We start from the raw sequence: 25,233 nt of genomic DNA, 5'->3' as shown, positions 1-25,233 counted from the left end.
CACCCGATGCAATCAAGCCATATTTCTTACAACAACTTTTTGAGATCCTCTACATCGGGCAGAGCCTTTCTCAACCGTTCGGGCATATCCGATGCCGTTTTATAGGTAGCAACTCCCATAGGCTTATCGTAATCCCGAATCGCATATTCGGCATACGCTTTATCGGCACTTTTGCATAGCACGATACCTATCGAAGGATTTTCATTCGGCTTACGCACAAAATCGTCCAATACCCGCAAATACATGTTTAACTGACCGAGATACGCCGTTTTGAATGGCCCTGTCTTCAGTTCAACAGCCACCAAAGCCGAAAGTTCCCGATTAAAAAAGAGCAAATCTATCACATGCGTATGGCCCAACGCTTCGACCTGAAACTGATTTCCCACAAAAGCAAAGTCCCGACCAAAGGTCATAATGAAATTCTTGATATTCTGAACAATCTTATTCTCTACAACTCTTTCATCTATATCCTCAATGTCTCGAGCGCCGAGCTCTTCCACATTGATAAAATCAAGCAGATACTCATCTTTGAACGTCATTACGGCCCTGCGAGCCAATTCGGCCGTCGGTAACTTTTCCATAAAGTTGTTGGCCAACGCACCTTGCTTGTGATAAACATCCTCACGTATTAACCGTTTTAATGAATCGACACTCAGGTATTCTCGAGCACTTAGCTTTATGTAGAAATAACGCTCTTCAATGGACTTAACTTGCGACAAGATGGCTATATGATGAGTAAAACCGATTTTGAAAAATTCCTCTACCGGAAAATCTTTGAAGTTCGGCAGTTGTAATTGCCGAATTTCTGCGGAACTGTCATCCTCTGTACAACCTTCCTCTGGTAAATCGGCAGTTACAACTGCCGATTTAGAATCCAATGATTGCCACTCTTCATAAAACGTGCGCATATTCTTCAAATTACGTTCCGAAAAGCCCCGGAGCCCAGGCAGCTCCATCTGCAATCTATTACTGATAAATGCAATAGCCCCTGTCCCCCAATATTCCTTACGAGAATTTTGAGAAATATAACGGCCAATACCATAATACAAAACCAACTGCTCCCTATTCACGAGCTTGCCAGCCCGATATTGGCTCTGCAATATGGCAATTTTAATCGCTCGAACGGCTTCACCATATTTGGCCTCAGACAATTTATTCATTTCCATACCTGCTTGCACGCCCTCAAAAAATTCGATTTACACTCTTTTCATTCCCCCAACGGAGGTTTACAAATATATCATTTATATACGATTCGACCACTATCTGTTCTTATTTATTCTTCCCTATTTCGAGCTATTCGCTTGAACATGATTTATATCTCGAAAAAAAGCGCTACCTTTGCGCCCTGAAAAACAGGTAAAAGATGATTACGGTAAACAACTTAGGTATTCAATTTGGTAAAAGAGTTCTTTTCCAAGACGTTAATTTGAAGTTCACCCCGGGCAACTGCTACGGCATTATCGGAGCCAACGGCGCCGGGAAATCGACCCTTATGCGCATCTTGAGCAACCAGCTCGAGCCCACGCACGGCACCGTCACCCTGGGGCCGGGCGAACGACTTTCGGTCTTGAGTCAGGACCACTTTGCTTTCGACGAGTTTACCGTCATCAATACCGTGCTGATGGGCCACACCGTGCTGTGGGACATCATGCAGGAGAAGGATGCCCTCTATGCCAAACCCGACTTCAGCGATGCCGACGGCATCCGCGCCGCCGAGCTTGAAGAGAAGTTTGCCGAGCTCGAGGGGTGGAACGCCGAGAGCGACGCCGCTACCCTGCTGAGCGGCCTGGGCATCAAGGAAGACAAGCACTACATGCTGATGAAGGACTTGAGCGGTAAGGAGAAGGTGCGCGTGCTGCTGGCCAAGGCCCTCTTCGGCCACCCCGACAACCTGCTGCTCGACGAGCCTACCAACGACCTCGACCTCGAGACGGTGATGTGGCTCGAAAACTACCTCGCCAACTTCGAGAACACCGTGCTGGTGGTGTCGCACGACCGTCACTTCCTCGACTCGGTCTGCACCCACACGGTCGACATCGACTTCGGCAAGGTGCAACTCTTTGCCGGTAACTACAGTTTCTGGTACGAGTCGAGCCAGTTGGCCCTGCGTCAGCAACAGCAACAGAACAAGAAGGCCGAGGAGAAGCGCAAGGAGCTGCTCGAGTTTATCCAGCGGTTCAGCGCCAACGTGGCCAAATCGAAACAGACCACCAGTCGCAAGAAGATGCTCGAGAAACTTACCATCGAGGAGATTCAACCCTCGTCGCGCCGCTACCCGGGCATCATCTTCACCCCCTCGCGCGAGCCGGGCAACAAGATTCTCGAGGTGAAAGGGCTCGAAAAGTCGATCGAGGGCACGCTGCTCTTCAAGGATGTGAACTTCTCGATCGAGAAGGACGACAAGGTGGCCTTCATCTCGCACGACCCGCGTGCCATGACTGCCCTCTTCGAGATTATCAACGGCGAGATGAAACCCGACGCCGGCACCTACGAGTGGGGACAGACCATCACCACAGCCTACCTGCCGCTCGACAACAGCTCGTTTTTCAACACCGACATGAATCTGATCGACTGGCTGGCCCAGTTCTCCGAAGACACCAGTGAGCTCTACCTCAAAGGCTTCCTGGGCCGCATGCTCTTCTCGGGCGAGGAGCTGCTCAAGAAGGCTTCGGTCCTCTCGGGTGGTGAGAAGATGCGCTGCATGATTGCCCGCATGATGCTCAAGAATGCCAACACCATGATACTCGACTCGCCCACCAACCACCTCGACCTCGAGTCGATACAGGCCTTCAACAACACGTTGCAGAGCTTCAAGGGCAACGTGCTGCTCTCGTCGCACGACCACGAGTTCATCCAGACGGTCTGCAACCGCATCATCGAGCTCACCCCCGGCGGCATCATCGACAAGATGATGGACTACGACGACTACATCACCGACGAAAAGGTGCAGGCCGCCCGCGAACGATTGTACAACTTATAAACAAGATATTCGGTTATGGTAAAACACATTGTCACTTTCAAACTCACCGGCACACCCGAGGAACGCAAAGAGGTGGCCACCCGATTCAAAAACGCCCTGCTCGAATTGCCCGCCGTTATCGACGTGCTCCGCAGCATCGAAGTGGGTATCAACGAGAATCCCGCCGAGAGCTGGGATGTAGTGCTCACCGCTACCGTCGACTGCATGGCCGACGTGGAGACCTATGCCAAACACCCGGCTCACGTAGCTGCCGCCGGCCTGCTGGCCGGTCACAAGGCCGACCGCGCCTGCGTCGACTACACCTGCTAAACCCGGCCGGAAACGACATAAAAAAAACGAGAGCGGAAAATCGGGGAAACCCGGTTTTTCGCTCTCGTCGTATGTCATACGACCCACCCTGGTGGGGAGCCTCTATCTTTTCTAAAAGTCAGGCAACCGCAGTTGCCAGTTTTTGTTGCAACAGGGCTGTTAACTCCTGGCACATGGCGCCATTTCCCATGGCACGATACTTCGCTATCTGATACCGAAGCATCTCTACTGTCATTTGTTCTTTCATCATAATTCAGCCTTTTGTGTTCTCCACCCGTTGTGGGGAACGATTTATTCTTTACTCTTTTTACAAGGACAAAGATAATACCATTTTCGAGAAAAACATGTTGTACAACATAAAAAATATGTTGCTTTTTTATGTATTTTATATTTCACGCTCAATTAACCCTCGACCTATACAACTATTAACAAAATAAATTTCAATAGTTTATCCCCGAATCGGCAAAGATTTTATCAGCCCGCCATTTTTTTATACTTTTGTACTGACAGAAAAGCTGCCAACCAACCGAAAGGAGAAACCATGCCCGTAAAGATTCCCGCATCGCTGCCGGCTGTCGAGATACTCAAAGCCGAAAACATTTTCGTCATGGACGACCTGCGTGCCTCCACGCAGGACATTCGCCCGCTCAGGCTACTCATTCTCAACCTGATGCCGTTGAAGATCGTCACCGAGACCGACCTGCTGCGGCTCATCTCGAACACCCCGCTGCAAATCGAGCTCGACCTGATGAACGTCTCGGGCCACATCTCGCACAACACCCCCGTCGAGCATATCGACACCTTTTACAAGGATTTCAGCGAGATACGCACCCACAACTACGACGGCATGATCATCACCGGCGCACCGGTCGAACGGCTCGACTTCGAGAAGGTCGACTACTGGGACCAACTGACCGAGATTTTCGACTGGGCCCGCACCCACGTCACCTCCACACTCTACATCTGCTGGGCGGCGCTGGCGGGGCTCTACCACTTCTACGGCATACCCAAGCATGCACTGCCCCACAAGCTGTTCGGCGTGTTCACCCACCACAAACACGACGAGAAGAATCCCATCTTCCGCGGCTTCGACGACCGCTTCGAGGTGCCTCACAGCCGCTACTCCGAGGTGCGCCGCAGCGACATCGAGCGGAACCCCGAGCTCACCATCCTCTCCGAGTCGGAAGAGGCGGGGGTCTACATGGTCATGGCACGCGGCGGTCGCGAGTTCTTCATCACGGGCCACTCCGAATACTCGGCCCTCACGCTCGACATCGAGTATCGGCGCGACCGGGCCAAGGGGCTCGACATCGCCCTGCCCCGCAACTACTACCCCGGCGACAACCCCGACAACCCGCCCGTGGTCACCTGGCGGGGACACGCCAACCTGCTCTTTACCAACTGGCTCAACTACTTTGTATATCAACAAACTCCTTATAACCTGAACGATATTCGATGACAAACGCTCGCCGCATAGAACTGTTGGCTCCTGCCAAAAATGCAGAGATAGGGAAAGAGGCCATCCTCCACGGGGCCGATGCCGTCTACATAGGTGCACCCCGGTTCGGTGCCCGGGCCGCAGCCGGCAACAGCCTCGACGACCTGGCCGGGCTCGTCGACTTTGCCCACCGCTTCGATGCCCGCATCTACATCACTTTCAACACCTTGCTCTACGACCACGAACTGGCCGAGGCCGAGCGGCTCATCCGCCAGCTCTACCACATCGGGGTCGATGCCCTCATCGTGCAGGACATGGGCATCACCCGGCTCGACATCCCGCCCATTGCCCTGCATGCCAGCACGCAGACCGACAACCGCACCCCCGAGAAGGTGCAGTTTCTCGAACGGTGCGGATTCTCGCAGGTGGTTTTGGCCCGGGAGCTCTCGCTCGACGAAATACGAGCCATCAGCTCTACCGTGCGGGTTCCGCTCGAGGTATTTGTACACGGGGCCCTCTGTGTAAGTTACAGCGGGCAGTGCTACCTGAGCCAGGCCCTGTGCGGCCGCAGTGCCAATCGGGGCGAGTGTGCCCAGTATTGCCGGTTGCCCTACACGCTCGTCGACGGCCGCGGCCGCATCATAGCCCGCGACAAGCACCTGCTCTCGCTGCGCGACCTCAACCAGAGCGACCGCCTCGAAGAGTTGCTCGATGCCGGCGTCACCTCGCTCAAAATCGAGGGGAGGCTCAAGGAGATGGCCTACGTGAAAAACTGCACCGCCTACTACCGGCAGGCGCTCGACCGCATCTTCGAACGGCGGCCCGAGTACCGGCGCTCCTCGTCCGGCAGTTCGATTATCGATTTTACCCCCCGGCTCGAAAAGAGTTTCAACCGGGGCTTTACCCACTACTTTCTCGACGGACGCACCGCCGCCCCCATCGCCTCGCCCGACACCCCCAAGTCGCTGGGCGAACGTGTAGGCCAGGTAAAACAGACCGACCGCAACTCGTTTGTCGTGGCCGGGACCGCCTCGTTGCACAACGGCGACGGGCTCTGCTTCGTCAACAGCCGGGGCGAGTTCGAAGGGGTACGGGTCAACCGGGCCGAAGGGAACCGCATCTACCCCGCCTCGCGCATCGACATCGCCCCCCGCACGGTGCTCTATCGCAACCTCGATTTCGAGTTTGAGAAACAGCTTGCCCGCCCCACGGCCGACCGCCGCATCGGGATAACCATGCGACTCTATACCGTGCCCGACGGTTTTGCCCTCACCCTCACCGACGAGAACGGCCTCTCGGTGACCGTGCGCGAAGAGGCACAGCACCAGCCGGCCCGCACCCCGCAGCAGGAGACGCAACAGAAACAACTGGGCAAACTGGGCACCTCCGTCTACACTGCCACACGCATCGACATCGCCCTCGACGAGAGCCTCTTCATCCCCGCCTCTACCCTGTCGAAACTGCGGCAACGGGGCGTCGAATGGCTCGACCGCGCCCGCCGCATCGCCTGCCGACCCGAACGCCGTCGGCCCGAGGAGCTCACGGCCCGATTCCCGCAAAACGCCATCAACTACCTGGGCAACGTGTCGAACCACCTGGCCGAGCAGTTCTACCGCGACCACGGCGTCACGAGCATAGCACCCGCTTTCGAGACGAAACCCGTCGAAGGGGTACCCCTCATGTTCACGCGCCACTGCATCCGCTACATGCTGGGATATTGCAGGAAGACTCCCGCCGGCAAGGAGTTGCCCGAACCGCTCACCCTGCTCTACAAGGGCGAACGACTGGCCCTGCACTTCGACTGCCAGGCGTGCCAGATGACCATACAGCGAGAGGCGAAATAGGCCCCCATTCATACAGTCAACAGCCACATATTAAACTACATAGGAGGCCGACCCAAAAGAGATTTTGGGCGGTCTCTTTGTTTTATTATAGAAAAAGATGACCACATTACTTTTTACCGGAGCAGGAAGTCTCCGGGAAGGGCTGGTTTACTAATACCTCTGATTTTCGTCTTTCATGTTTTTGGGCTATGCCATTCCCAATGACGGAGAGTTGTCAGACACACCCAAGAGTCCGTCGCGGACATGCGCCGCATATTTTCTGAGGTTATGGGCGAGGGCGACAAGGCCGAACTCGACATTGACCTTTCCGGCTGACTTGAGACGGAACCTCTTGAAGCCGTGATTGAACTTGATGTCACCGAATACGGCTTCCGGCTCGATCGGACGTCTGCTCCTGTGCATCAGGCCTCTCTCTCCGGTCAGCAGTTCCCGTGCCTTCCTTTTGAATGCGTTCGCAGTGTGGTTCACTTCAATGGTACGCCTGCCGGACTTCCCCTTGTAGCACATTCCACGCAGCGGACAGCCGGCGCAGTTCTTTGCCCGGTATACTGCCACGGATGACCTGTATCCCAGGTCGGAGACAGTGCTCCATGTCCCGGCCCGCTCCAGACGCTGCCCCATCGGGCACACATAGAAGTCTTTCTCCTCATTGTAGTACATGTTCTGTACCAAGAAGGCGTTGTCCCGGTATTTCCGCTTCATCTCCGCATGGAACATGGTGTATTTCACATACGCGTCAATCCCCTCTCCATCCATGTACGCGTAGTTCTGCTCGTTGCCATAGCCCGAGTCCGCGACTATCTCTTCGCTCTGCCGGCCGTATCTTTCCCTGAACGACTTCAGGAACGGTATCATAGTGCCCCAGTCCGTCGGCCTCCGGTAGATTCCGTAGTTCGTGATGAACTGGTTCTCCGTCGCTATCTGGACATTGTATCCCGGCTTGGTCTGACCGTTGCGCATCGCGTCCTCCTTCATACGCATGAACGTCGCGTCCTTGTCCGTCTTGCTGTAGCTGTTCCTTTCCCCCAAGGTCTCCAGATGATGCTTGTAGGATTCTAGCTTCGGAAGGGACTCGTCCTTCACCTTCTCTACGGACTTCCTCAGCTTTCTGTCGCTGATACCCTGCTCGTCCATCCTGCGCAGTATCCTTTCCGTACGCTCGGCCAGATCCGTCACACCGGACTCCTCCGAAGCACATTCCCTGTTCTCTTCGGAGAGGACCGACTCCGCCGTCTTGAGTACGGCATCCACTTTCGCCTCCAGTTTCTCCTTGTTCTTCTCGACACTCCTTTTCCATACGAAAGTGTACCTGTTCGCCACAGACTCTATCTTCGTCCCGTCGATGTACTGCACTTTCAGCGACACGAGCCCCTCTGCATTCAGAAGCAGGACAACCTGCCTGAACAGCCCGTCAAACCGCCCGTCCGCCAGACGCCCGCTCCTGAACCGGTTGATTGTTCTGAAGTCCGGCCGCGACATCCCTGAAAGCCACATGTAGTTCACGTTCTCCTGCAGAAGACGCTCCATACGGCGGCCGGAATAAACATTGCACAGGTAGGAGTAGACTATCACTTTCAGAAGCATGCGGGGATGGAAACTGCTCGTCCCTCCGCCCTTGTAGGTCGATTCTACAGAAGATATGTCCAGCCTGTCTATCACTGCGTTCACGATCCGCACCGGATGGTTCTTTGGGACGAGTTCTCCCAATGTCGGCGGAAAAAGCAGACTTTCGTTCTGATTGTAATCTTTATACACTATCTTTGCGCTCATGGTAAATGCTTGACTTTATTTTTAATTCTCACTTTAAATATAGCAATTATTTACCATAAAAACAACGGTTATTTCTTTGAAAACAAAGAGATAACCGTTAATTTTTTCTCCCCTCCACACTCACTCTCACGCATTCATTCTCTCATTGTGACCATCTGGCGTAATCCAAACAAAAAAGGATGACCCTTTAAAGTCTTTGACTTTTGGGTCACCCTCTTCCTCCTTTTTCAGATTTTTTACCACATGCCCACTTTCATCTTTAGCCCAGACTTAATATTATAAAAACACAATCTATCGGGATAAAGTCTTTTTTATCAGCCAGAAATTCATATCCTTGTAAAAATCTTCTTACCACCATCAAGAACACACTTCTATGAAAAAACAGTTTTTGACTTTTTTGTCGTTGATTTTGGCATTTGCCGCATCGGCTCAAAACCTGCGCGAAACGGTGGCCATCGTACGCCCCAAACTCAGTGAAACCACACAAACCTTCCTGGCCGACTTCAGCAAATCGCTTCGCGGCGACGGGTTCCATGCGGCAGCCGACGTACTCCAGAACTACGGGAAGGGCTCGTTCGGTACCGGTTTTGCCTACCGCGACAAACACAACAACCGGTTGTACATCATCACTAACCGCCACGTGGTGGAACAGGCCGACCGGGTCGACATCGAGTTTTCACTGCCCGACAACAGCACCAAGCGATTCGACGCGTGCCCGGTAGTAGGCGTACACGACGACTTCGACCTGGCCTTTATCGCCCTACCCGAAGGAGCCAACGTGCCTGCCCTCGAGACTACCGACCAGAGCATAACCGACGGCACAACCGTATTCACGGCCGGCTTCCCGGCCTTGGAAGACCGCCCCTCGTGGCAGTTCGGACAAGGCATCGTGTCGAATGCCAATGCCCTCATCAAGTCGTTGACCAACAGCAAAGAGCTCCCCTTGATACAACACACGGCGCAGGTCGATGCCGGTAGCTCGGGCGGTCCGCTGCTCATCCGTGACGAACAGGCTGCCACCGGTTACGCCGTGATTGGTATCAACACCTGGAAAGCCGCCGGCCGCGAAAACACCAACTTCGCCATCCCGGCACGCGCCATCGACGACCTGCTGCAAAACTACCCGAGTAATACCCAGCTCCTGCTCACCCGCGACGAAGTGTCGAAGCGAGCCACCGAGATGCTCCAGGCCGCCCAGTCGTCCTACCAGGCCATGATGCCCTTCGTTTCGTACCAATACGTGTCGAATATCTCGGCCGACACCTTCTACGACCTGGTCATCGCCGCCTCCGACGCCGCGACCGACGCCATGGAGTCGTGCTTCGAGCAAGGGAGCCCGCTCGAAGGTATCCGCATCGGACTGGCCGACATCATCTGCCGCCAGTTCTCGGGCAAGAATTATACCTTCTCTACGGTAGCCAGCCTCGATACACTCGCCCGGAAGGCCGAGGTGGTCTACACCGCAGGCAACAAAAGCATCTCTACCCAATGGATGATGGAGCAGGGGCGCTGGCGGCTGGTCGATGCCGAGAATGTGAAGGCCAGCAACATCGAGCCCAACGGCATCTCCAAGAGCTACGGCTTCGGTACGTCGGTCTATCTGGGCCTCATCTCCCCGCTTAACAACGCATTCGACCTGTCATACAGCCTGGCCTTCAAGCGTACCATACTCACCTTCGTGACCTACGAGATTACGGGGTCGCTCCTGAAAATCAACACCGAGAAGACGGAGTGGGAAGATTTGAACGAAGTGATCAAACCCGGTACCCAGAATGTATTCGACATCGATTTCAACCTGGGCGGACAACTGCCCGTCAAGTGCGGTCCCATCTACCTCGTACCCTACGCCAAGGTGCTGGGTGGTCTCTACCTCGGTTCCGAGCTGACCGGCATCGACTACGGATTCGGAGCCGGTGTAGAGGTAGCCTACAAGTTCGGGTATCAAAACTATGTATTCATCAATCTGGGCTACCTGGGCAAGAAGATGAAACCGTTTGACGATCAGGAATACCGCATGAAATCGAAGACTCTTTCGGGTCTGGCCTGCTCGATAGGTATCAGCTTTTAACCCCGAAAAAACTCACCACCTCATAAAGCAGCCCGGCAGACCATGCGTCCGTCGGGCTGTTTTTTTTATCGCTGTCTCCCCCCGCTTCGGGGTGAGAATCCTGTTTTCTGTCTAATCGGGCTCTTGTTCCAGAAACTCCACCAATTGCCGGTATAGCGGATTGCGGGACAGCAACGCGCTGTTGCCCAACACGAAGAGTTGGCACCGGGCCCGGGTGAGGGCCACATTCAGCTTGCGGTCGATGAGCTGGCCCGCCTCCTCGGTGTAGCTGGGCAGCCACTCGAGCTGCCGCTCGTCGTTCACCGAAAACGAGTAGACGATGCAATCGCTCTGCGACCCCTGGAACCGCTCGACCGTATCGATGCGTATCGCGTCGAATGCCGCCACCTGCAACCGGTCGAGCTCCTGACGGATGCGAGCTATCTGGTGCCGGTATGGGGTGATGATACCGACCGACTGGCGACCGAACTCGAGTCCGTTGTGGCCATATAGCCGATAGAGGGCATGCACGATTTGGGCCACCTTGCGGGCCTCCTCGTCGTTGTATTTCTTGCCGGCATACACCGTAGCGGTGGGCAGGAAAGCCAATCGCCGCGTGGCCACGAGCTGCTCCCACTCATCGTCGCCCCTGCGGGTAAACGGCAGCGGCGAAACCTGATGGTCGGCCGTGCCGTTGTGCAGCAGGCCGTGATAGAAATAGCGGTTGGCAAAGGCGGCAATGTCGGGGTGCATGCGCCACTGGCAATCGAGCATGTCGGCAAAGGGCGACCCCTCGGGCAACGAGCGGTAGAGGCGTTCGAAGAGCGACACCCGGCAATCGGTGAAGCCGGCGGCCCGCAAACGGCTGTCGGTGACGGCCGACTCCTCGGGCGGCTCCACCACGATGGCGGGTAGCTGCTTGTGGTCGCCGATGAGAATAAACTTGCCTATGGCATCGCGCCCCGTAGGCGTAGCGGCCGAGAGCACCCCCACAAGCTGGGGCTCGAGTATCTGCGAAGCCTCGTCGACGATGGCCACATCGAACCGCTTGAGGCTGAAGAGTTCGGTCTTGCTCGAGAGCGACGACAGCGTGGCCACGAAGATGCGGCACTCACCGATGGTACGGCTCACCTCCTCGCGGTTCCGGCACAACTTCATACGCTCCGATAAGAGGTGCGACCGATAGGCCACATCGCACGAGAGGGTTTGCCCCACCCGTATGTAGTCGTCCACCTCGGCAATCGAATCGAGTTTGTCGCAAATCTCGTCGACCGCCCGGTTGGTATAGGCCATCAGCAATATCTGGCAGTCGGGGATGGCCATGAACTCCCGCACCATGTGGCGCAGGGCCATCGAGGTCTTGCCCGTGCCCGGCGGCCCCACCAGCAGAAAGTAGTCGTCGGCCTGCACCGCCCGGGTGAGGATGCGCGCCAGGTGCGGATTGTCGTAGTCGTAGGTCAGCCGGCGCAACTCGTTGCGCTGCGGCTTTTCGTCGGCATCGCCCGTGAGCAGCCCGCGCCGGTGCGGCGAGGCCCCCAGCAGCGTGTAGAGCCCCTTGTACTGGGTGGTAAACGAGGAGTCGACATAGTCGTGCTCGATGGCATAGAGCGACTCGGCCGGCAGGGCCCCGGCAAAGAGCTGACTGTCGCGCAGCCGCAGCACGATGCGTTCGGGCGAAAGCGTGGCCACGGTCGCCTTGAATATCTGGCAGGTCGACACCTGGTCGGCCTCACCATCACATCGGTAGAAGAGCACAATATCGCCCTCCCTGAAATCGGGTAGCAACCGCTCGCCCGAGAGGGCAAACTCCACCTCGGGAGTCTCGGCCGCCGCATCGTTGCGCACCAGCCTCAACCCGGTGAACATATACCCCTCCTGCTCTTTCTCGCTGCGCGACATGCGCCACAGCGAAGCAGCCCCCGAGATGCCCGAACCCGAGGCATACCCCACCTTCGACAGGTAGTGCTCGCGCGCCACAAAGGCATAGAACCGGTAGAAATAACTCAGGGCCAGCAGATTGTCGGGACGGCGCTCGAGGCGGGCACGTCCCTGCTGAATCTCGGGGCGGATGTAGCGGTCGGTAAACCGGCTGGGAAAGGGAATCAGATTCTCCACACTCAACTGGCTGGTGAGCCACTCGGCCTGCGAGGCCCCGTAACGGGCCACATCGCGCTCGGCCGCCACAATCTTGTTACGCAGATTGACGAGGGTGCGCAGCTCGTCGGGCGTAGCCACCACCGGCCGCAACAACCCGTCGGGGTAACGGCTGCGGGCATAGAGCAGGTAGAACCGCTGCTCGTCGAGGCGCACCCCCAGCACACTCTGCATCATCAACTGGTAGAGCACCGACTGGGCCCGGTGCGGCGGGGCTATCTTCGTGCAGTTCTCCTCGGGGAAGGGCGGACGCCCCGCCTTCAACTCGATGCCGCACAGCCCGCCCTCGCGCTGCAGAAAGTCGAGACGCCCCTGCAACCCCAGCGCCTCGCACACAAATGCAGGCTCGACCATGGCCCGCCGGCGGTCTATCGACTGGGCCGGCAACACATGCTCCATGAGTAGCTGCAACGTGTCGAACTGCTGGCGAAGGGTCTGGAAAAACGAGCGGTCTATCGACGAGGTAGCGGCAAATTCGGTAGGATAGCGGGCAAACAGCTTGGGCATCAGCAACTCGAAGGTGACCGCCCGGCAATCGTCGGCCGTCACCAGCTCGTCGAACATCAGGTTCACCGAGTTACCCAGCAGTATCGAGTCGGTCACCGCCTTGGGCCGGATACGGTTCCAGAAGTAGCGTTGCCACCCCGCCCCATACTCCTGCACACACTCGGCCAGAGCACTCACATCGACCAGGTAGTCGGGCTCCAAAACCAGATAGTGCGGCAGCAGCGCATCGTCGACCACCGCCACATCGACCAGATTCAACCGCGAGCCCGGCTCGACCAGACGCAACGTCTCGTCAAACTCGCCGTTCACCCCGGCCCGGTGCACAAGCACCTGCATCTCGGCCGGCAGATCCGGCTCGTCGAGGCGCACCCGCAGCCCCTCCTCGCCTACCGCTATCACTTCGGCCCCGATGCGGCGCAACGGGTCAAACTCATATACTCCACTCTTCGGGTGATTCATCGTTCCTCCTTGCTTTTCTCTCTACAAAAATACCCAATCGCCACCAGCGACCCAAATAAACGGAGCAGAGATTTACGGAGATTCAAACGAACCGTATCAGGCACCATCCCTTATCGCCATACCAATTTCCCATCGAAACCCCACCGGTAAAATCCTGACTCGATTGACAAAAAAAGCGCAACCGCAGGGGGTTGCGCTTTCTGTATAAAGAAATTGGAAATTCGTTGTCATCTGCAAGAGGGTTCGTCCCTCCCGCTCCTTACATTAAGGAATGTAGTGCAGGCTTTGCAGCACGGCGCGTATCTTCTCGTAGGTGGTGATGCGCGTAGGCACGAGCGGCAGGCGCAGTTTGTTCTCGATGTAGCCCATGGCGTTGAGCAGACACTTCACACCGGCGGGGTTGCCGTCGACGAAGAGCAGGCTGAAGAGCTCGGTGAAGCGGTGGTGTATGGGCAGGGCGTTCTTGAAATCGCCGTTGAGCGCCAGGCGCACCATCTTGCTGAACTCCTTGGGAAAGGCGTTGCCGATAACCGAGATGACCCCGACAGCCCCCAGCGTGAGCAGCGGGAAGGTGATGCCGTCGTCGCCCGAGATGACCATGAAGTCGGCGGGCTTGTTCTTGATGATGTCGTCCATCTGGGTGATGTTGCCCGACGCCTCCTTGATGGCCACGATGTTGGGATACTCCTTGGCCAGCCGCAGCGTGGTCTCGGCACTCATGTTCACACCCGTACGACCCGGCACGTTGTACAGGATGACCGGCAGCCGCGAGGCTTGCGCGATAGCGCTGTAATGTTGATAGATGCCCTCTTGCGAAGGTTTGTTATAGTAAGGTACAACCGACAGAATGGCGTCGTAACCCGTGAAGTCGTCGTGCTTCAAATGCTCCACAATGCCGCGCGTGTTGTTGCCGCCCAACCCCAGAACCAGGGGGATGCGGCCCTTTACCCGCTCTACGACAAAACTCTTGATGGCTGCCTTCTCCTCCTCGGTGAGTGTGGGAGTCTCGGCAGTAGTTCCTAAAACAACCAGATAGTCGGTGCCGTTTTGTATCAGATGTTCAATCAGTCGGGAAAGGGCCTCGAAGTCGATACTCTCGTCTTCTTTGAACGGCGTGATAAGTGCCACACCCATTCCGCTTAAATTGATTCTTGCCATATTTCTACCCTCTATTTATTTTCGCTTCCAAAATTACAGATTATTCTCTTTTACGCCAATTTTCTTCCAATAAAAAAGCGCATTCTTCAACAATTCGCCTGCATCGAGACCTCTTTTCCCCGAAGCCGGAGCATCGCCATCGGCCTCTTTCCCAGGGTGATGAGCGGGTACCAGTATCTGCAGGTGGAAGGGGTTGGCCTCCTCCTTGGGCACCCCTATCTTGAAGGTCGCCCGCGAGTGCACGGCCAGGCAAAGCAGCGGCAGCGACCGGGCGGTAGACACGTCGATGAGCACCTCGCCGTCGTGCCGGTCGAAGTTCTCGAGGAACTGCCGGGTGGGCCTACGCCACAACCACGAACTGCGCAGGGACAACACGGGGTCGCACCCCGGTATGGAGGCGGGAAGCTCGCTTTTGCTGCGCGCCTCGACCACCAATGTTATCTTTTTACCGGCGGCCGCCAGTTCGGCCAGCACCGGCCGCAACGACGGTATATCGCGCCCCAGGGCCAACACGACCAGCCGCTCGGCATCGTCGAAGGCTCGAAACCGCTCGGGGGCAGGTTGCTGCAACCTGCGCCTCAATCGCCATTCAGTAATCCACGAAAGACACATATCACACGCTGTTTATCGAATCATCTCCAAAAATTCATCTTCCGACAAGATGCGCACCCCCAGCTTGCGGGCCTTCTCGAGCTTGGCCGGACCCATGTTCGCACCGGCCAGCAGATAGGTGGTCTTGCCCGATACCGAGCCGGTATTCACCCCGCCGTGCTGCTCGATCATCGCCTTGTACTCGTCGCGCGAATGGTGGGCAAAGGTACCGCTGATGACAATCGTGGCACCGGCCAGCTTGTCGGTCCGCTCCGAGAGTCGCTCCTCGGGAATCTGCATCTGCACGCCATAGCCGCGCAACCGCTCGATGAGCCGCAGGTTGTCGGCATCGGCAAAGTAGGCCACCACGCTTTGGGCGATACGCTCGCCGATGTCGCCTATCTGGGTGAGCTCCTCGACCGTGGCCTCGCGCAGCCGGTCAATCGAGTGCAGGGCCAGGGCCAGCTTCTTGGCTACGGTCTCGCCCACATAGCGTATGCCCAGGGCAAAGAGCACCCGCTCGAAGGGCACCTCGCACGACTGCCGCACGGCATCGACGATGTTCTGGGCCGAGCGTTCGCCCATACGTTCGAGCTCGGCTATCGCCGGGGCTTGCAGGGTATAGAGGTCGGCCACATCTTTCACCAGCCCGGCGTTGTAGAACTGGTTCACCGTCTCGCTGCCGATGCCGTCGATATTCATTGCCCGGCGGCTGATGTAGTGCTCGATACGTCCCTTGATTTGCGGCGGGCACCCCTTCTCGTTGGGGCAGACCCAGGCGGCCTCGCCCTCGATGCGTTTCAGCGGCGTGCCGCACTCGGGGCAGTTGCGTATGAAGCGCACCTTCTCGCCCACCAGCACGCGGGCCGAGGTATCGACGGCCGTAATCTTGGGTATGATTTCACCTCCCTTCTCGACATAGACCATATCGCCTATGTGCAGGTCGAGGGCGTTGATTATATCTTCGTTGTGCAGCGTGGCCCGCTTGACAATGGTGCCCGAGAGCAACACCGGGTCAAGATTGGCCACCGGGGTAACCGTGCCCGTGCGCCCCACCTGGAACGACACCGAGTTGAGCCGCGTGAGCGCCTGCTCGGCCTGGAACTTGTAGGCAATGGCCCACCGGGGCGACTTGGCCGTATAGCCCAGGTTCTTCTGCTGGCGCAACGAGTTGACCTTGAACACCATGCCGTCAGTAGCCACCGGCAGATGCTTGCGCTCAGTGTCCCAATAGTTGATATACTCCTTCATCTCGTCGACCGAGTGGAGAATGCGCATGGCGTCGGAAATCTTGAAGCCCCAGGCACGGGCCCGCTGCAGATTTTCGTAGTGGGTATCGGCCGGCAGATTGTCGCCCAGCAGATAGTAGAGGTAGGCATCGAGCCCCCGGGCGGCCACCACAGCCGAATTTTGCGACTTGAGGGTACCGGCCGCCGCGTTGCGGGGGTTGGCAAAGAGGGGCTCTTCCTGCTCCTCACGCTCCTTGTTCAGCGCCTCGAATACGGCCCAGGGCATGAGTATCTCGCCCCTGATTTCGAACGAGTCGGGATAGTCGTTGCCCCGCAGTTGCAGGGGAATGCTGCGTATGGTCTTCACATTCTCGGTCACATCGTCGCCCCGCGTGCCGTCACCCCGCGTCACCGCCTGCACCAGCCGGCCATGCTCGTAGATGAGCGAGATGGAGGTACCGTCGAACTTCAGTTCGCCCACCAGCTCAAACTCCTCACCCATCAGTCCCGTGCTCACCCGGTCGTAAAAGGCAGCCACCTCTTCAATCGAATAGGTGTTGCCCAACGACAGCATGGGGTAGCGGTGCTCGACCTGCGTAAAGGCCCGGTTGATGTCGTTGCCCACCCGCTGCGTGGGCGAGTTGGGGTCGAAATACTGGGGATAGGCCTCCTCGAGCTGCTGCAACTCGTGCATCATCTCGTCGAAGGTGCGGTCGTCGATGGTCGGGGCATTCAACACATAGTAGTTATAGTTGTGCTCGTCGAGCTCCTTGCGCAGGCGAGCTATCTTTTCCTGGGGAGATTCCATGTAACAGTGAGGTTTTTAATTCTACACAAATGTAAGATTTTTACCCAGAAAATCGGGTATAATTTGCCAAGAATGTTATACGCCGATAGCCATAAATAACTTATCTTTGCGGGTAAAATCATCAAGCGCAAAAAAATGCTGCAAACAAAAAATTTGTGTGGAGTGACGCTGCAATACAACGTCGAAGGCGAAGGTCTGCCCGTGATACTGATGCACGGCTGGGGGTGCAACCACACCACCGTGGCCTCGATCGAACGGCTGTTGACGCCTCACTTCAAGGTCTATAACCTCGACTTCCCGGGATTCGGCGGCAGCAGCACACCGCCGGCCGTGTGGGGCGTAGAGGAGTATACCCGCCTGGTCGAGGCTTTTGCCCGGGCCGAAGGCATCGAGCGTCCCATCCTCATCGGCCACTCGTTCGGCGGCCGGGTGTCGATACTCTTTGCCTCGCGCAACGCCACCCGCAAGGTGATTCTGGTCGATGCCGCCGGCGTGAAACCCCGCCGTCCGCTCAAATACTACGTGAAGGTCTATTCGTTCAAACTGTGGAAACGGCTGCTCCCCCTCGTCGTGGGCCGCAAACGGGCCGACGAAACCATCGAGGCCTATCGCCGCAAATCGGGGTCGGCCGACTACAACGCCCTCACCGGCACCATGCGCAACATTCTGGTCAAGGTGGTGAACGAAGACCTCAAGGCGGTGATGCCCCGCATCCAATGCCCCGTGCTTCTCATCTGGGGCAAGAACGACACCGCCACCCCCCTGCGCGACGCCCGCACCATGGAGCGCCTCATTCCCGACGCCGGGCTCGTGGCCTTCGACGATGCCGGCCATTACAGCTTCCTCGACAAGCCCTACGAGTTTAATGCCGTAGTACAAAACTTTTTACAGCCCGATATAAAACAAAAATCATGACTCAGATACTCTCCATCATCACCTTCCTGGCCCTGCTCTTCTACACTGCAACCGAAGTGAAATTCCAGTTGCAGATGATGCAGCAGAACACCTACCGCAACGACCGCTACAACCGTTGGCTCAAAGGCGAATCGTTCGCCTCGGTATCGCGGCTCGTCGACCTGTTTCTGCTCCTGCTGCTCTCGACCAACTTTTTGCCGCTCTTCGTGCAGATTGTCGCCATCACGGTCGCCCTCTACAAGAGCGTGAACCACCTGAAGGCCAAGTACAAAAAGCCGTTGGTATTCACCCGCCGGGCCACCCGCCTCTATGTGGCCGCCCTGCTGCTGACCCTCATCATTGCCGGCCTTGCTGCCGCCACGACCACGCTCGACAACGGCAGCCGCGCCCTGCTGGCTCTGGCCATCCTGGCCCCCTACCTGATGATGATTGCCAACTGGCTGATGCAACCCGTCGAGAAACAGATCAACCGCAAATATTACAACGAGGCCAAGCAAATACTGGCCCAGATGCCCGGCCTCACCATCATCGGCATTACCGGTAGCTACGGCAAGACCAGCACCAAGCACTACCTCTACCGCATCCTGTGCGAGCGGTACAACGTGCTGATGACCCCCGGCAGCTTCAACACCCCCATGGGCGTGATACGTACCGTGCGCGAGCAGATGAAGCCCTACCACAACGTATTCATCTGCGAGATGGGTGCCAAGCAGATAGGCGACATCAAGGAGATTTGCGACCTGGTGAATCCGCAGATAGGCATCATCACCGCCGTGGGCGAGCAGCACCTCGAGTCGTTCAAGAGCATCGAGAACGTGCAGCGCACCAAGTTCGAACTGGTCGACGCCCTGCCCGCCTCGGGCTTTGCCGTGGTCAACAACGACTTCCCCTACATCGCCAACCGCCCCGTCAACAACGTGCCGGTGAAACGCTACACCATCGCCGACACCGGTGCCGACTACCACATCGAGGAGATCCGCTACGACAGCGACGCCACCCGATTCACCGTAGTGGGCGGCGGCGAACGCATCGAACTGAGCACGAAACTCATCGGCGAGTGCAACCTGTCGAACCTCATGGCCGCCGTCATCGTGGCCCGGCACCTGCAAGTGCCCGTGCAGTCGATACAATACGGCGTGAGCCGCATCGAGCAGGTGGAACACCGCCTGAACATGAAACGGACTCCCGGCGGCATCTCGATTATCGACGACGCCTTCAACTCCAACCCCGACGGCGCTCGCATGGCACTCGACGTGCTGCGCCGCATGACCCAGGGCAAGCGCATCGCCATCACCCCGGGCATGATCGAGCTGGGCGACAAACAGGTCGAATACAACCGCACGCTGGGCCGCCAGCTCGCCACCGCCTGCGACTACGTGATGGTGGTGGGCCGCTACAACCGCGACGCCATTCTGGCCGGATTGCAGGCCGAGAACTTCCCCGAAGAGAAGCTCTTCGTGGCCGACTCCTTTGCCGAAGCACAGGCCCGCCTCGCCCAGGTAGCCGAAGCCGGCGACACCGTCCTCTACGAGAACGACCTGCCCGACACCTTCAAGTAAACCCGATTATTCACAACACAACAAAACATATCGTTAGCACAGAAAGATTATGAAAACTACCGTTGGTGTTTTTTTCGGAGGCCGCTCGACCGAGCACGAAATCTCCGTCATCTCGGCCCTGCAGTCCATCAATGCCTTTAACAAGGAGAAGTACGAAATCGTCCCCATATACATAACCAAACAGGGCCGCTGGTTCAGCGGCGACGCCCTGCTCACGGTGAAGAACTACCGCGACATGGCCGCCCTGCAAAAGATGTGTACCGAGGTATACATGATTCCCGAATACGGCGACTACAACGTCTACCGCAAGAAGAAACCCCTCTTCGGGAGCGACATCTGGGCCAAACTCGACGTCGTGGTGCCCGTGCTGCACGGCAGCAACGGCGAGGACGGCATCTTCGAGGGTGTGCTCGAGTCGATAGGTATCCCCTATGCCGGTTGCAATACGCTGGCCTCGGCCAACGGCATGGACAAAATCACCATGAAGATGATTATGCAGCAGAGCGGAATCCCCATCGTCGACTACGTGTGGTTCACCGACAAGCAGTGGTTTGCCCAGCGCGACCAGCTTATCGAAGAGATTGAATCGAAACTCGGCTACCCCGTCATCGTGAAACCGGCCAACCTGGGCTCGAGCGTGGGTATCTCGCACGCCGACAACCGCGAGGAGCTCATCGCCAAAATCGACGTGGCCGAGAAATACTCGACCCGCATCGTCATCGAGGATATGGTCGAGGAGCTGAAAGAGATCAACTGCTCGGTGCTGGGCGACTGCGACGACTACCGCACCTCGGTATGCGAGGAGCCTATCAAGAGCGGAGACATCCTCACCTATGAAGACAAGTACATGGGCGGCGGCAAGTCGAACAAGGGCATGCAGGCCACCCAAAAGCGTATCCCGGCCGACCTCTCGCCCGAGGAGACCGCCCGCGTGCAGTTCCTGGCCGGCGAAACCTTCCGAGTGCTCTCGTGCCACGGCGTGGCCCGCGTCGACTTTATGATCGACGGCAAGAGCGGCAACATCTACGTGAACGAAATCAACACCATCCCCGGCTCCCTCTCGTTCTACCTGTGGGAGGCATCGGGCATCCCCTTCGACCAACTCATGGACCGTCTGGTCGACCTCGCCCTCAAACGCAAGCGCGAGTCGGCTATGAAGACCGTCAGCTACGACCAGAACATCTTCAACCTGGGCAAAGGGCTCAAGGGCGGCAAGATGGGAGCGAAATAAGAAACAATCACTATCCTTGTTAAAAAAAAGAGGTCATGGGGATAACAAACGCCCCACGACCTCTTTTTGATTGAAATCCCTATTCAAGCACGTTACTCTCCCGGCGATTCTATCCAGTATTCACGCAACAAGGCCTCGAATTTTATCTTTCCGCAACAAGCCGATTTTTCGGCATTATGAAAACGCCACGAAGCCGGGTGATTTACCAGCTCAATAGCAATTCCCTCCCACACAATCGCTTTTTCTTTACAGTAATTCAAAAAAGAATTGTAGGCCAACTTGCTGAGAAACACAATCAACTCGGGCTCCAAAACCCGGATAATCCCCGTCAGCGCTTCCCCCGCCACATCGAGGTCGACCGGCTGGGGCACAAACTGTTTGCGACGGCCGATATCGTGCGCCGGGCGCAAAAAGTAGTTATAAAAGGCCGATTCGCAAAGGGCATCTTCCTCGTGCTCGATGTGGTTCTCGTCGAGTATCCTGTTCATGCAATCATATACCCGAGTGAAAGTCTTGTAGGTTTTCCAATTACCCACATCGGTCTTTCGATACTCAGGAATCAATTTCGCATCAGGATTGCGATACCACTCTTGGGGTTGCAAAAAATCGCTATACGGAATATCCGCATCATCGAAATAATTGCTTTCTCCAATCAACAGCATCTTTTTGTGCGCACGGCCTTCTCGCCAAAAATGATTACCCCAAGCGGGAACCAACTCGGGGAAACGAACAAAGACACCCTCTTCTACGATTCCGCCTTTCCCTATTTTCTTCAAGTCATCATTCATCATAGTTTATTTATAATTAAATAATTATCTTATAAAAATCACAATTCAATAACTCTTTTCAGGTTCTAAAATTTCACAACAGCAGGTGGGCATTTTTGTGCCCACCTGCTGTTCTCTTACTTTTTAGGGACAAAGACAAATGTTTTACCACTAATACATTTTGCCTCTCCTCCCATCAGACGTGCAGCTGCTAACATATCATTATACGAAGCGTAAGTCTGCACATTTCCATTCGGAAAATTCAATGTGTACATAACATATAGATTTAAAAATGTCTCCCAATCCCCAAGAGACCTATCGATTAAAGAAATGCAGGATTGCATTACCTCTTTACCGGGTAACGACATTTCTATCACACAATCTCGTTCCGGGAGCTAAACAGGAATATCCGGTATAATTTTCATGGTGCACAACTCTTTCCCCAATACTCACGTGATTGGGATTAACCAGCTGTGATAGTGAAATGACAGATACGAAAAAAGGACACAACTCTCACTTTTGACCTATCTGCCCGGTACGGTTCTGGAAAACCTTGGAGTCCAAATAAGGGAAAAGCAGTCTATGTCCTTCGGGGAAGGATACAGAACTCACTTGCCAAATTATTTAGGACTCCCTTGTTTAATTTCCAGATTTAACCGGGTCTCAATAATCAGCTTACGCGATGTTATGTAATATTTTTATTACTCTTTGTTTCTCATGTTTTTTCTATTTCAAATATAGTGGGCAAGGCAAATCAAAATACATTTCCAAATTTGACTATGCAAAGCCGCATCCCATACTTGCTTTTTGCAAATATACAAATATTTGTAAACAATAGGAACTCATATAAAAAAATATCATAGACCGCTCTTCAATATTGCAAAGATAGGCCACGAGCTATGCCGTATTGAAGCATACCATAACCCCCATTCGTCATTTGCCAAAAGAAAAAGGAGAAAGGGAAATAGGAAGAAAGATACTATTACCGAAAGTTCAAAGAAAGAAAAATGCTTTTTATCCCCCCAAAAAAAATCTCCCGTGGTGCAAGACTGACGTCACCCGGGAGACATTGCGTTGAATACCTAAAACACCTATTTTATTCTCTCGAACTTTATACCTTTGAACGAAACCTACTCGCGAGGCTCGGGTCTTCCCGGCTTGTCGGGCCCGGGATTAAGATACGGCTTCAGCAGTTCCTCTTCCATGGTTTTCCATTGGGCATACTGCTCTTTACTGAGCGCTTTCTTCAATTTCTTGTCGCGCTTCTGAGCCGCTTTCGTCAGGTTCTTGGCTATCTTTTCGGGGTCGGGACGGTCGTCACCCCAATCCATTTCTCGAGGAGGCATGGGAGGCCGACCGCCTCCCATACCTTCAAAACCGCCACCTCTGTGCGGTCGGCCGCCTTCCATACGATGGACCTGGAGCGGCATTTCCCCTAAATCTTTTTCTATACCCCTCTGTGGAGTTGGCTTGTATTTGAATATGGTCTTCTGTTCGACAAGCTGAATCTTGTACACCTTCTTGTACTGCTTTTCGGTAAGCCCCAACCGGCTCTGCATGGCCTCGGTGATGAGGCGGGCATTCCGCTCGGGCGAAGGTATATCCTTGTACGATTTGAGCGGGGCATCGGCCCAGACTGCCATCCAAAGGGTCGACAGTGCAACCAGCAAAGTTCCTATTTTCAATCGACTGTTCATCTTGGTTTTCCTTTTCCTTCGCTACAAAGAAATAACGAGCATACGGCTTTTGAAAATAGTTTAGGGACAGTCGTTTAATTCCGTCATTATGAGTCAATCGGCAGACTGTCCCGGTAATTTTTCCGATCGAACTCATCTTTTTATATTTTCGGCTCCGTTTCGGAGCCCCTTTTTTCATTTTTGGACCCAACTGGAGCCAATACTCCAGTGAAAGGGCCGTTTCTCACTCACCTCGAACATCAGGCAGCCTGAGCAATTTCGTTGACTTCCCGCCGGACGAGCTGTACTGCATTCGCCGTGTGGATGCCAAAGAAGATGTACAGGATTTCGGTCAACTTCGTCCTTGCCTTGATGCGTTTCAGGCCATAGTGTTCCTTCTGCGTTCCGAACGAGCCTTCCATCCTCGTTGCCCTCACCCTCGCCAGCTCGTTGCGGATGATGTCGTTCTCTTTCTTTTCCAAGGACGGACGGCCACGCTTGACGAATGACGTCTGTATTCCTCTATCCTTGCAGTACCCCCTGTTGGCGCTGCCGGCATAGCCTGCATCTCCTCCGACCTTCTTCGCCTCCACACCGAAGAGCTTTCGGTGCATCTTCAGGCAGTGCGTAAGCCTGGTTCCCTCGTTGAAGGCATTGAATGACAGCTTCTCGATGAATGAGAGTCCGTCAACCTGGATGTTGTTGCACTTCGCACCGAACTCTACGCTCTTCACTTCCTTGCCTCTCACGATTGGCCTCACATACGGCTTGCTGATGCTCACTATCCTGTCCTTGACACTCTCGCGAGGATTGTTGTTCTCGAAGTGGGCCTTCTGCTGGCGGTACACTCTTGTGATGATTTCAATATCGCTCTTCTGTCTGGCTGTCAGCAATTTCTCCGCGCCTGCATTCTCCCTCTCCAGTGTGCGGGTCTCCTTCAGTATCTTCCCCAAAAGGTTGAGCAGGCGTCTGGTCAGTTTCCTGGTCTGGACTTTCGTATGCCTGCGCCGCTTCCTGTACGACAGGTTGGCCTTCTCTACGTCTACGTACTTCGTCCTCGGACGGTGCACATTCAGCTTGGCACTCAGAGTGCACATTATCTCATATGACTTCTCTATTCCTTCCCACAGAAGCTTCGCATCCGTAGGATAGCGCATCTCGCTCTCGTAACAGGTCGCATCCGTATACATCGTGTCCAGGTCCTTCATGTACGGTTTCCAGGCTCTTGCCAGTATCTCCTGCTGCTGTTGGATCTTCAGCCCGCGGGCCAGCTCCGAAAACACGTCGTCCAGAAGTTTGTAGTTCGTCAGAGGATGCATCGGGTCTATTCTCACATCGCAGAAGAGCTGATAGTGGACGTTGCCGTTAAGATGCTCCATCAACTTCGGGCTGCTCAGACCTGTGTACATCTTCAGGAACATCAGCGCAACCTTGCCCTCCGGGGTGAAGTATGTTTTTCGCCCTTTCTTCGCTCTCATGCTCTTGCTTATCAGTCCAAAGTTCTCTGCCATCTCACCAAGCGGCAGCCTCTTCCTGATTTTTCCCAGCTCGCTAGTCTCGAACGTCCGCCTATACAATTCATAAAAATCGAACTCCGTGAAAGGAAGATCGGGTGATATTTCAGAGAAATTTTGTACCTTAGCCATGCAGATTAATTTTTGCGATACCTCCAAATTTGGCTTTTCTAGGGCAATTGGAGGTATTCTTTTTATCTTTAGCTAAGATACAAATTTTATATTACATTGGCAATCAATTCGTTATAAAGTTTTATTCTTTTTACGACAGTCCCTA

At 55.3% G+C, this 25,233-nt stretch carries 18 protein-coding genes; 8 read left to right on the top strand and 10 right to left on the bottom strand.

The genetic code is table 11. The features are described from left to right. Positions 1–26 precede the first annotated feature (26 nt). Entirely contained in the window at positions 27–1,166 is a 1,140-nt protein-coding gene (locus ABGT88_RS04525; protein ID WP_346700660.1) for a PDDEXK nuclease domain-containing protein, read from the bottom strand. 197 nt (positions 1,167–1,363) lie between these two features. Between ABGT88_RS04525 and ABGT88_RS04520 the strand changes: the two genes are divergently transcribed. Both ABGT88_RS04520 and ABGT88_RS04515 read left to right on the top strand, forming a co-directional pair. Further along, positions 1,364–2,980, top strand: coding sequence for an ABC-F family ATP-binding cassette domain-containing protein (locus ABGT88_RS04520; protein ID WP_087408200.1), 1,617 nt, complete (start codon positions 1,364–1,366; stop codon positions 2,978–2,980). Positions 2,981–2,995: 15 nt separating this feature from the next. Beyond that, positions 2,996–3,289, top strand: a complete 294-nt coding sequence (locus ABGT88_RS04515; protein ID WP_025278172.1) for a Dabb family protein — start codon at positions 2,996–2,998, stop codon at positions 3,287–3,289. A 118-nt stretch (positions 3,290–3,407) separates the two neighbouring features. Here ABGT88_RS04515 and ABGT88_RS04510 read toward each other — a convergent pair whose 3' ends face one another. Continuing rightward, on the bottom strand, positions 3,408–3,539 hold the full coding sequence (locus ABGT88_RS04510; protein WP_255376493.1) for a hypothetical protein: 132 nt from the start codon (positions 3,537–3,539) through the stop codon (positions 3,408–3,410). Positions 3,540–3,830: 291 nt separating this feature from the next. Between ABGT88_RS04510 and metA the strand changes: the two genes are divergently transcribed. Then, positions 3,831–4,748 (top strand): homoserine O-succinyltransferase, encoded by a 918-nt coding sequence (gene metA / locus ABGT88_RS04505; RefSeq protein WP_298663368.1) that lies wholly within the window; start codon positions 3,831–3,833, stop codon positions 4,746–4,748. Continuing rightward, on the top strand, positions 4,745–6,571 hold the full coding sequence (locus ABGT88_RS04500; protein WP_346700657.1) for a U32 family peptidase: 1,827 nt from the start codon (positions 4,745–4,747) through the stop codon (positions 6,569–6,571). The genes metA and ABGT88_RS04500 overlap by 4 nt, the downstream gene beginning before the upstream one ends. A 186-nt stretch (positions 6,572–6,757) precedes the next feature. Here the strand turns inward: ABGT88_RS04500 and ABGT88_RS04495 are convergent, their stop codons facing one another. After that, complete coding sequence (locus tag ABGT88_RS04495; RefSeq protein WP_258328254.1) at positions 6,758–8,341, bottom strand: IS1182 family transposase; 1,584 nt, start codon at positions 8,339–8,341, stop codon at positions 6,758–6,760. Positions 8,342–8,714: 373 nt separating this feature from the next. Between ABGT88_RS04495 and ABGT88_RS04490 the strand changes: the two genes are divergently transcribed. Further along, positions 8,715–10,409, top strand: a complete 1,695-nt coding sequence (locus ABGT88_RS04490; RefSeq protein ID WP_346700655.1) for a serine protease — start codon at positions 8,715–8,717, stop codon at positions 10,407–10,409. A 111-nt stretch (positions 10,410–10,520) separates the two neighbouring features. Here ABGT88_RS04490 and ABGT88_RS04485 read toward each other — a convergent pair whose 3' ends face one another. From ABGT88_RS04485 to ligA, 4 genes are all read right to left on the bottom strand, one after another. After that, the gene (locus ABGT88_RS04485) at positions 10,521–13,508 is read right to left on the bottom strand and encodes an AAA domain-containing protein (RefSeq protein WP_346700653.1); all 2,988 of its coding nucleotides are present in this window, start codon (positions 13,506–13,508) and stop codon (positions 10,521–10,523) included. A 264-nt stretch (positions 13,509–13,772) separates the two neighbouring features. After that, positions 13,773–14,666: a 4-hydroxy-tetrahydrodipicolinate synthase gene (dapA, locus tag ABGT88_RS04480; RefSeq protein WP_087408209.1), complete on the bottom strand. Its 894-nt coding sequence runs from the start codon at positions 14,664–14,666 to the stop codon at positions 13,773–13,775. 33 nt (positions 14,667–14,699) lie between these two features. After that, complete coding sequence (locus ABGT88_RS04475; protein ID WP_346700651.1) at positions 14,700–15,278, bottom strand: DUF6913 domain-containing protein; 579 nt, start codon at positions 15,276–15,278, stop codon at positions 14,700–14,702. A 12-nt stretch (positions 15,279–15,290) separates the two neighbouring features. After that, a complete protein-coding gene (ligA, locus tag ABGT88_RS04470) occupies positions 15,291–17,294 on the bottom strand; it encodes an NAD-dependent DNA ligase LigA (protein WP_346700649.1) in 2,004 nt (667 codons plus the stop codon). A gap of 135 nt (positions 17,295–17,429) precedes the next feature. Between ligA and ABGT88_RS04465 the strand changes: the two genes are divergently transcribed. The 3 genes from ABGT88_RS04465 to ABGT88_RS04455 are packed head-to-tail and all read left to right on the top strand — an operon-like array spanning position 17,430 to position 20,999. Continuing rightward, positions 17,430–18,209 (top strand): alpha/beta hydrolase, encoded by a 780-nt coding sequence (locus ABGT88_RS04465; protein ID WP_346700647.1) that lies wholly within the window; start codon positions 17,430–17,432, stop codon positions 18,207–18,209. After that, the gene (gene murF, locus ABGT88_RS04460) at positions 18,206–19,768 is read left to right on the top strand and encodes a UDP-N-acetylmuramoyl-tripeptide--D-alanyl-D-alanine ligase (RefSeq protein ID WP_346700645.1); all 1,563 of its coding nucleotides are present in this window, start codon (positions 18,206–18,208) and stop codon (positions 19,766–19,768) included. The genes ABGT88_RS04465 and murF overlap by 4 nt, the downstream gene beginning before the upstream one ends. Before the next feature lie 49 nt (positions 19,769–19,817). Continuing rightward, positions 19,818–20,999 carry a D-alanine--D-alanine ligase family protein gene (locus tag ABGT88_RS04455; RefSeq protein ID WP_346700643.1) on the top strand — a complete coding sequence of 394 codons (1,182 nt, stop codon included), beginning with the start codon at positions 19,818–19,820 and terminating at the stop codon, positions 20,997–20,999. A 92-nt stretch (positions 21,000–21,091) separates the two neighbouring features. Here ABGT88_RS04455 and ABGT88_RS04450 read toward each other — a convergent pair whose 3' ends face one another. From ABGT88_RS04450 to ABGT88_RS04440, 3 genes are all read right to left on the bottom strand, one after another. Next, complete coding sequence (locus tag ABGT88_RS04450) at positions 21,092–21,790, bottom strand: hypothetical protein (protein ID WP_346700641.1); 699 nt, start codon at positions 21,788–21,790, stop codon at positions 21,092–21,094. A 1,106-nt stretch (positions 21,791–22,896) separates the two neighbouring features. Beyond that, complete coding sequence (locus tag ABGT88_RS04445) at positions 22,897–23,463, bottom strand: hypothetical protein (RefSeq protein ID WP_346700639.1); 567 nt, start codon at positions 23,461–23,463, stop codon at positions 22,897–22,899. A gap of 239 nt (positions 23,464–23,702) precedes the next feature. Further along, the gene (locus tag ABGT88_RS04440) at positions 23,703–25,088 is read right to left on the bottom strand and encodes a transposase (RefSeq protein ID WP_346700154.1); all 1,386 of its coding nucleotides are present in this window, start codon (positions 25,086–25,088) and stop codon (positions 23,703–23,705) included. Positions 25,089–25,233: the final 145 nt, after the last annotated feature.

The organism is Barnesiella sp. An22 (assembly GCF_963931395.1).
In the GTDB taxonomy this organism is placed as follows: domain Bacteria; phylum Bacteroidota; class Bacteroidia; order Bacteroidales; family Barnesiellaceae; genus Barnesiella; species Barnesiella merdigallinarum.
The sequence above is the reverse complement of the archived record's forward strand: the minus strand, read 5'-3'. Positions and strand labels throughout refer to the sequence as shown.

Bases quoted from the DNA above. Each gene is read 5' to 3' on its own strand.
- ABGT88_RS04525 (WP_346700660.1), bottom strand. From the start codon at position 1,166: ATGGAAATGAATAAATTGTCTGAGGCCAAATATGGTGAAGCCGTTCGA.
- ABGT88_RS04520 (WP_087408200.1), top strand. From the start codon at position 1,364: ATGATTACGGTAAACAACTTAGGTATTCAATTTGGTAAAAGAGTTCTT.
- ABGT88_RS04515 (WP_025278172.1), top strand. From the start codon at position 2,996: ATGGTAAAACACATTGTCACTTTCAAACTCACCGGCACACCCGAGGAA.
- ABGT88_RS04510 (WP_255376493.1), bottom strand. From the start codon at position 3,539: ATGATGAAAGAACAAATGACAGTAGAGATGCTTCGGTATCAGATAGCG.
- metA (WP_298663368.1), top strand. From the start codon at position 3,831: ATGCCCGTAAAGATTCCCGCATCGCTGCCGGCTGTCGAGATACTCAAA.
- ABGT88_RS04500 (WP_346700657.1), top strand. From the start codon at position 4,745: ATGACAAACGCTCGCCGCATAGAACTGTTGGCTCCTGCCAAAAATGCA.
- ABGT88_RS04495 (WP_258328254.1), bottom strand. From the start codon at position 8,341: ATGAGCGCAAAGATAGTGTATAAAGATTACAATCAGAACGAAAGTCTG.
- ABGT88_RS04490 (WP_346700655.1), top strand. From the start codon at position 8,715: ATGAAAAAACAGTTTTTGACTTTTTTGTCGTTGATTTTGGCATTTGCC.
- ABGT88_RS04485 (WP_346700653.1), bottom strand. From the start codon at position 13,508: ATGAATCACCCGAAGAGTGGAGTATATGAGTTTGACCCGTTGCGCCGC.
- dapA (WP_087408209.1), bottom strand. From the start codon at position 14,666: ATGGCAAGAATCAATTTAAGCGGAATGGGTGTGGCACTTATCACGCCG.
- ABGT88_RS04475 (WP_346700651.1), bottom strand. From the start codon at position 15,278: ATGTGTCTTTCGTGGATTACTGAATGGCGATTGAGGCGCAGGTTGCAG.
- ligA (WP_346700649.1), bottom strand. From the start codon at position 17,294: ATGGAATCTCCCCAGGAAAAGATAGCTCGCCTGCGCAAGGAGCTCGAC.
- ABGT88_RS04465 (WP_346700647.1), top strand. From the start codon at position 17,430: ATGCTGCAAACAAAAAATTTGTGTGGAGTGACGCTGCAATACAACGTC.
- murF (WP_346700645.1), top strand. From the start codon at position 18,206: ATGACTCAGATACTCTCCATCATCACCTTCCTGGCCCTGCTCTTCTAC.
- ABGT88_RS04455 (WP_346700643.1), top strand. From the start codon at position 19,818: ATGAAAACTACCGTTGGTGTTTTTTTCGGAGGCCGCTCGACCGAGCAC.
- ABGT88_RS04450 (WP_346700641.1), bottom strand. From the start codon at position 21,790: ATGATGAATGATGACTTGAAGAAAATAGGGAAAGGCGGAATCGTAGAA.
- ABGT88_RS04445 (WP_346700639.1), bottom strand. From the start codon at position 23,463: ATGAACAGTCGATTGAAAATAGGAACTTTGCTGGTTGCACTGTCGACC.
- ABGT88_RS04440 (WP_346700154.1), bottom strand. From the start codon at position 25,088: ATGGCTAAGGTACAAAATTTCTCTGAAATATCACCCGATCTTCCTTTC.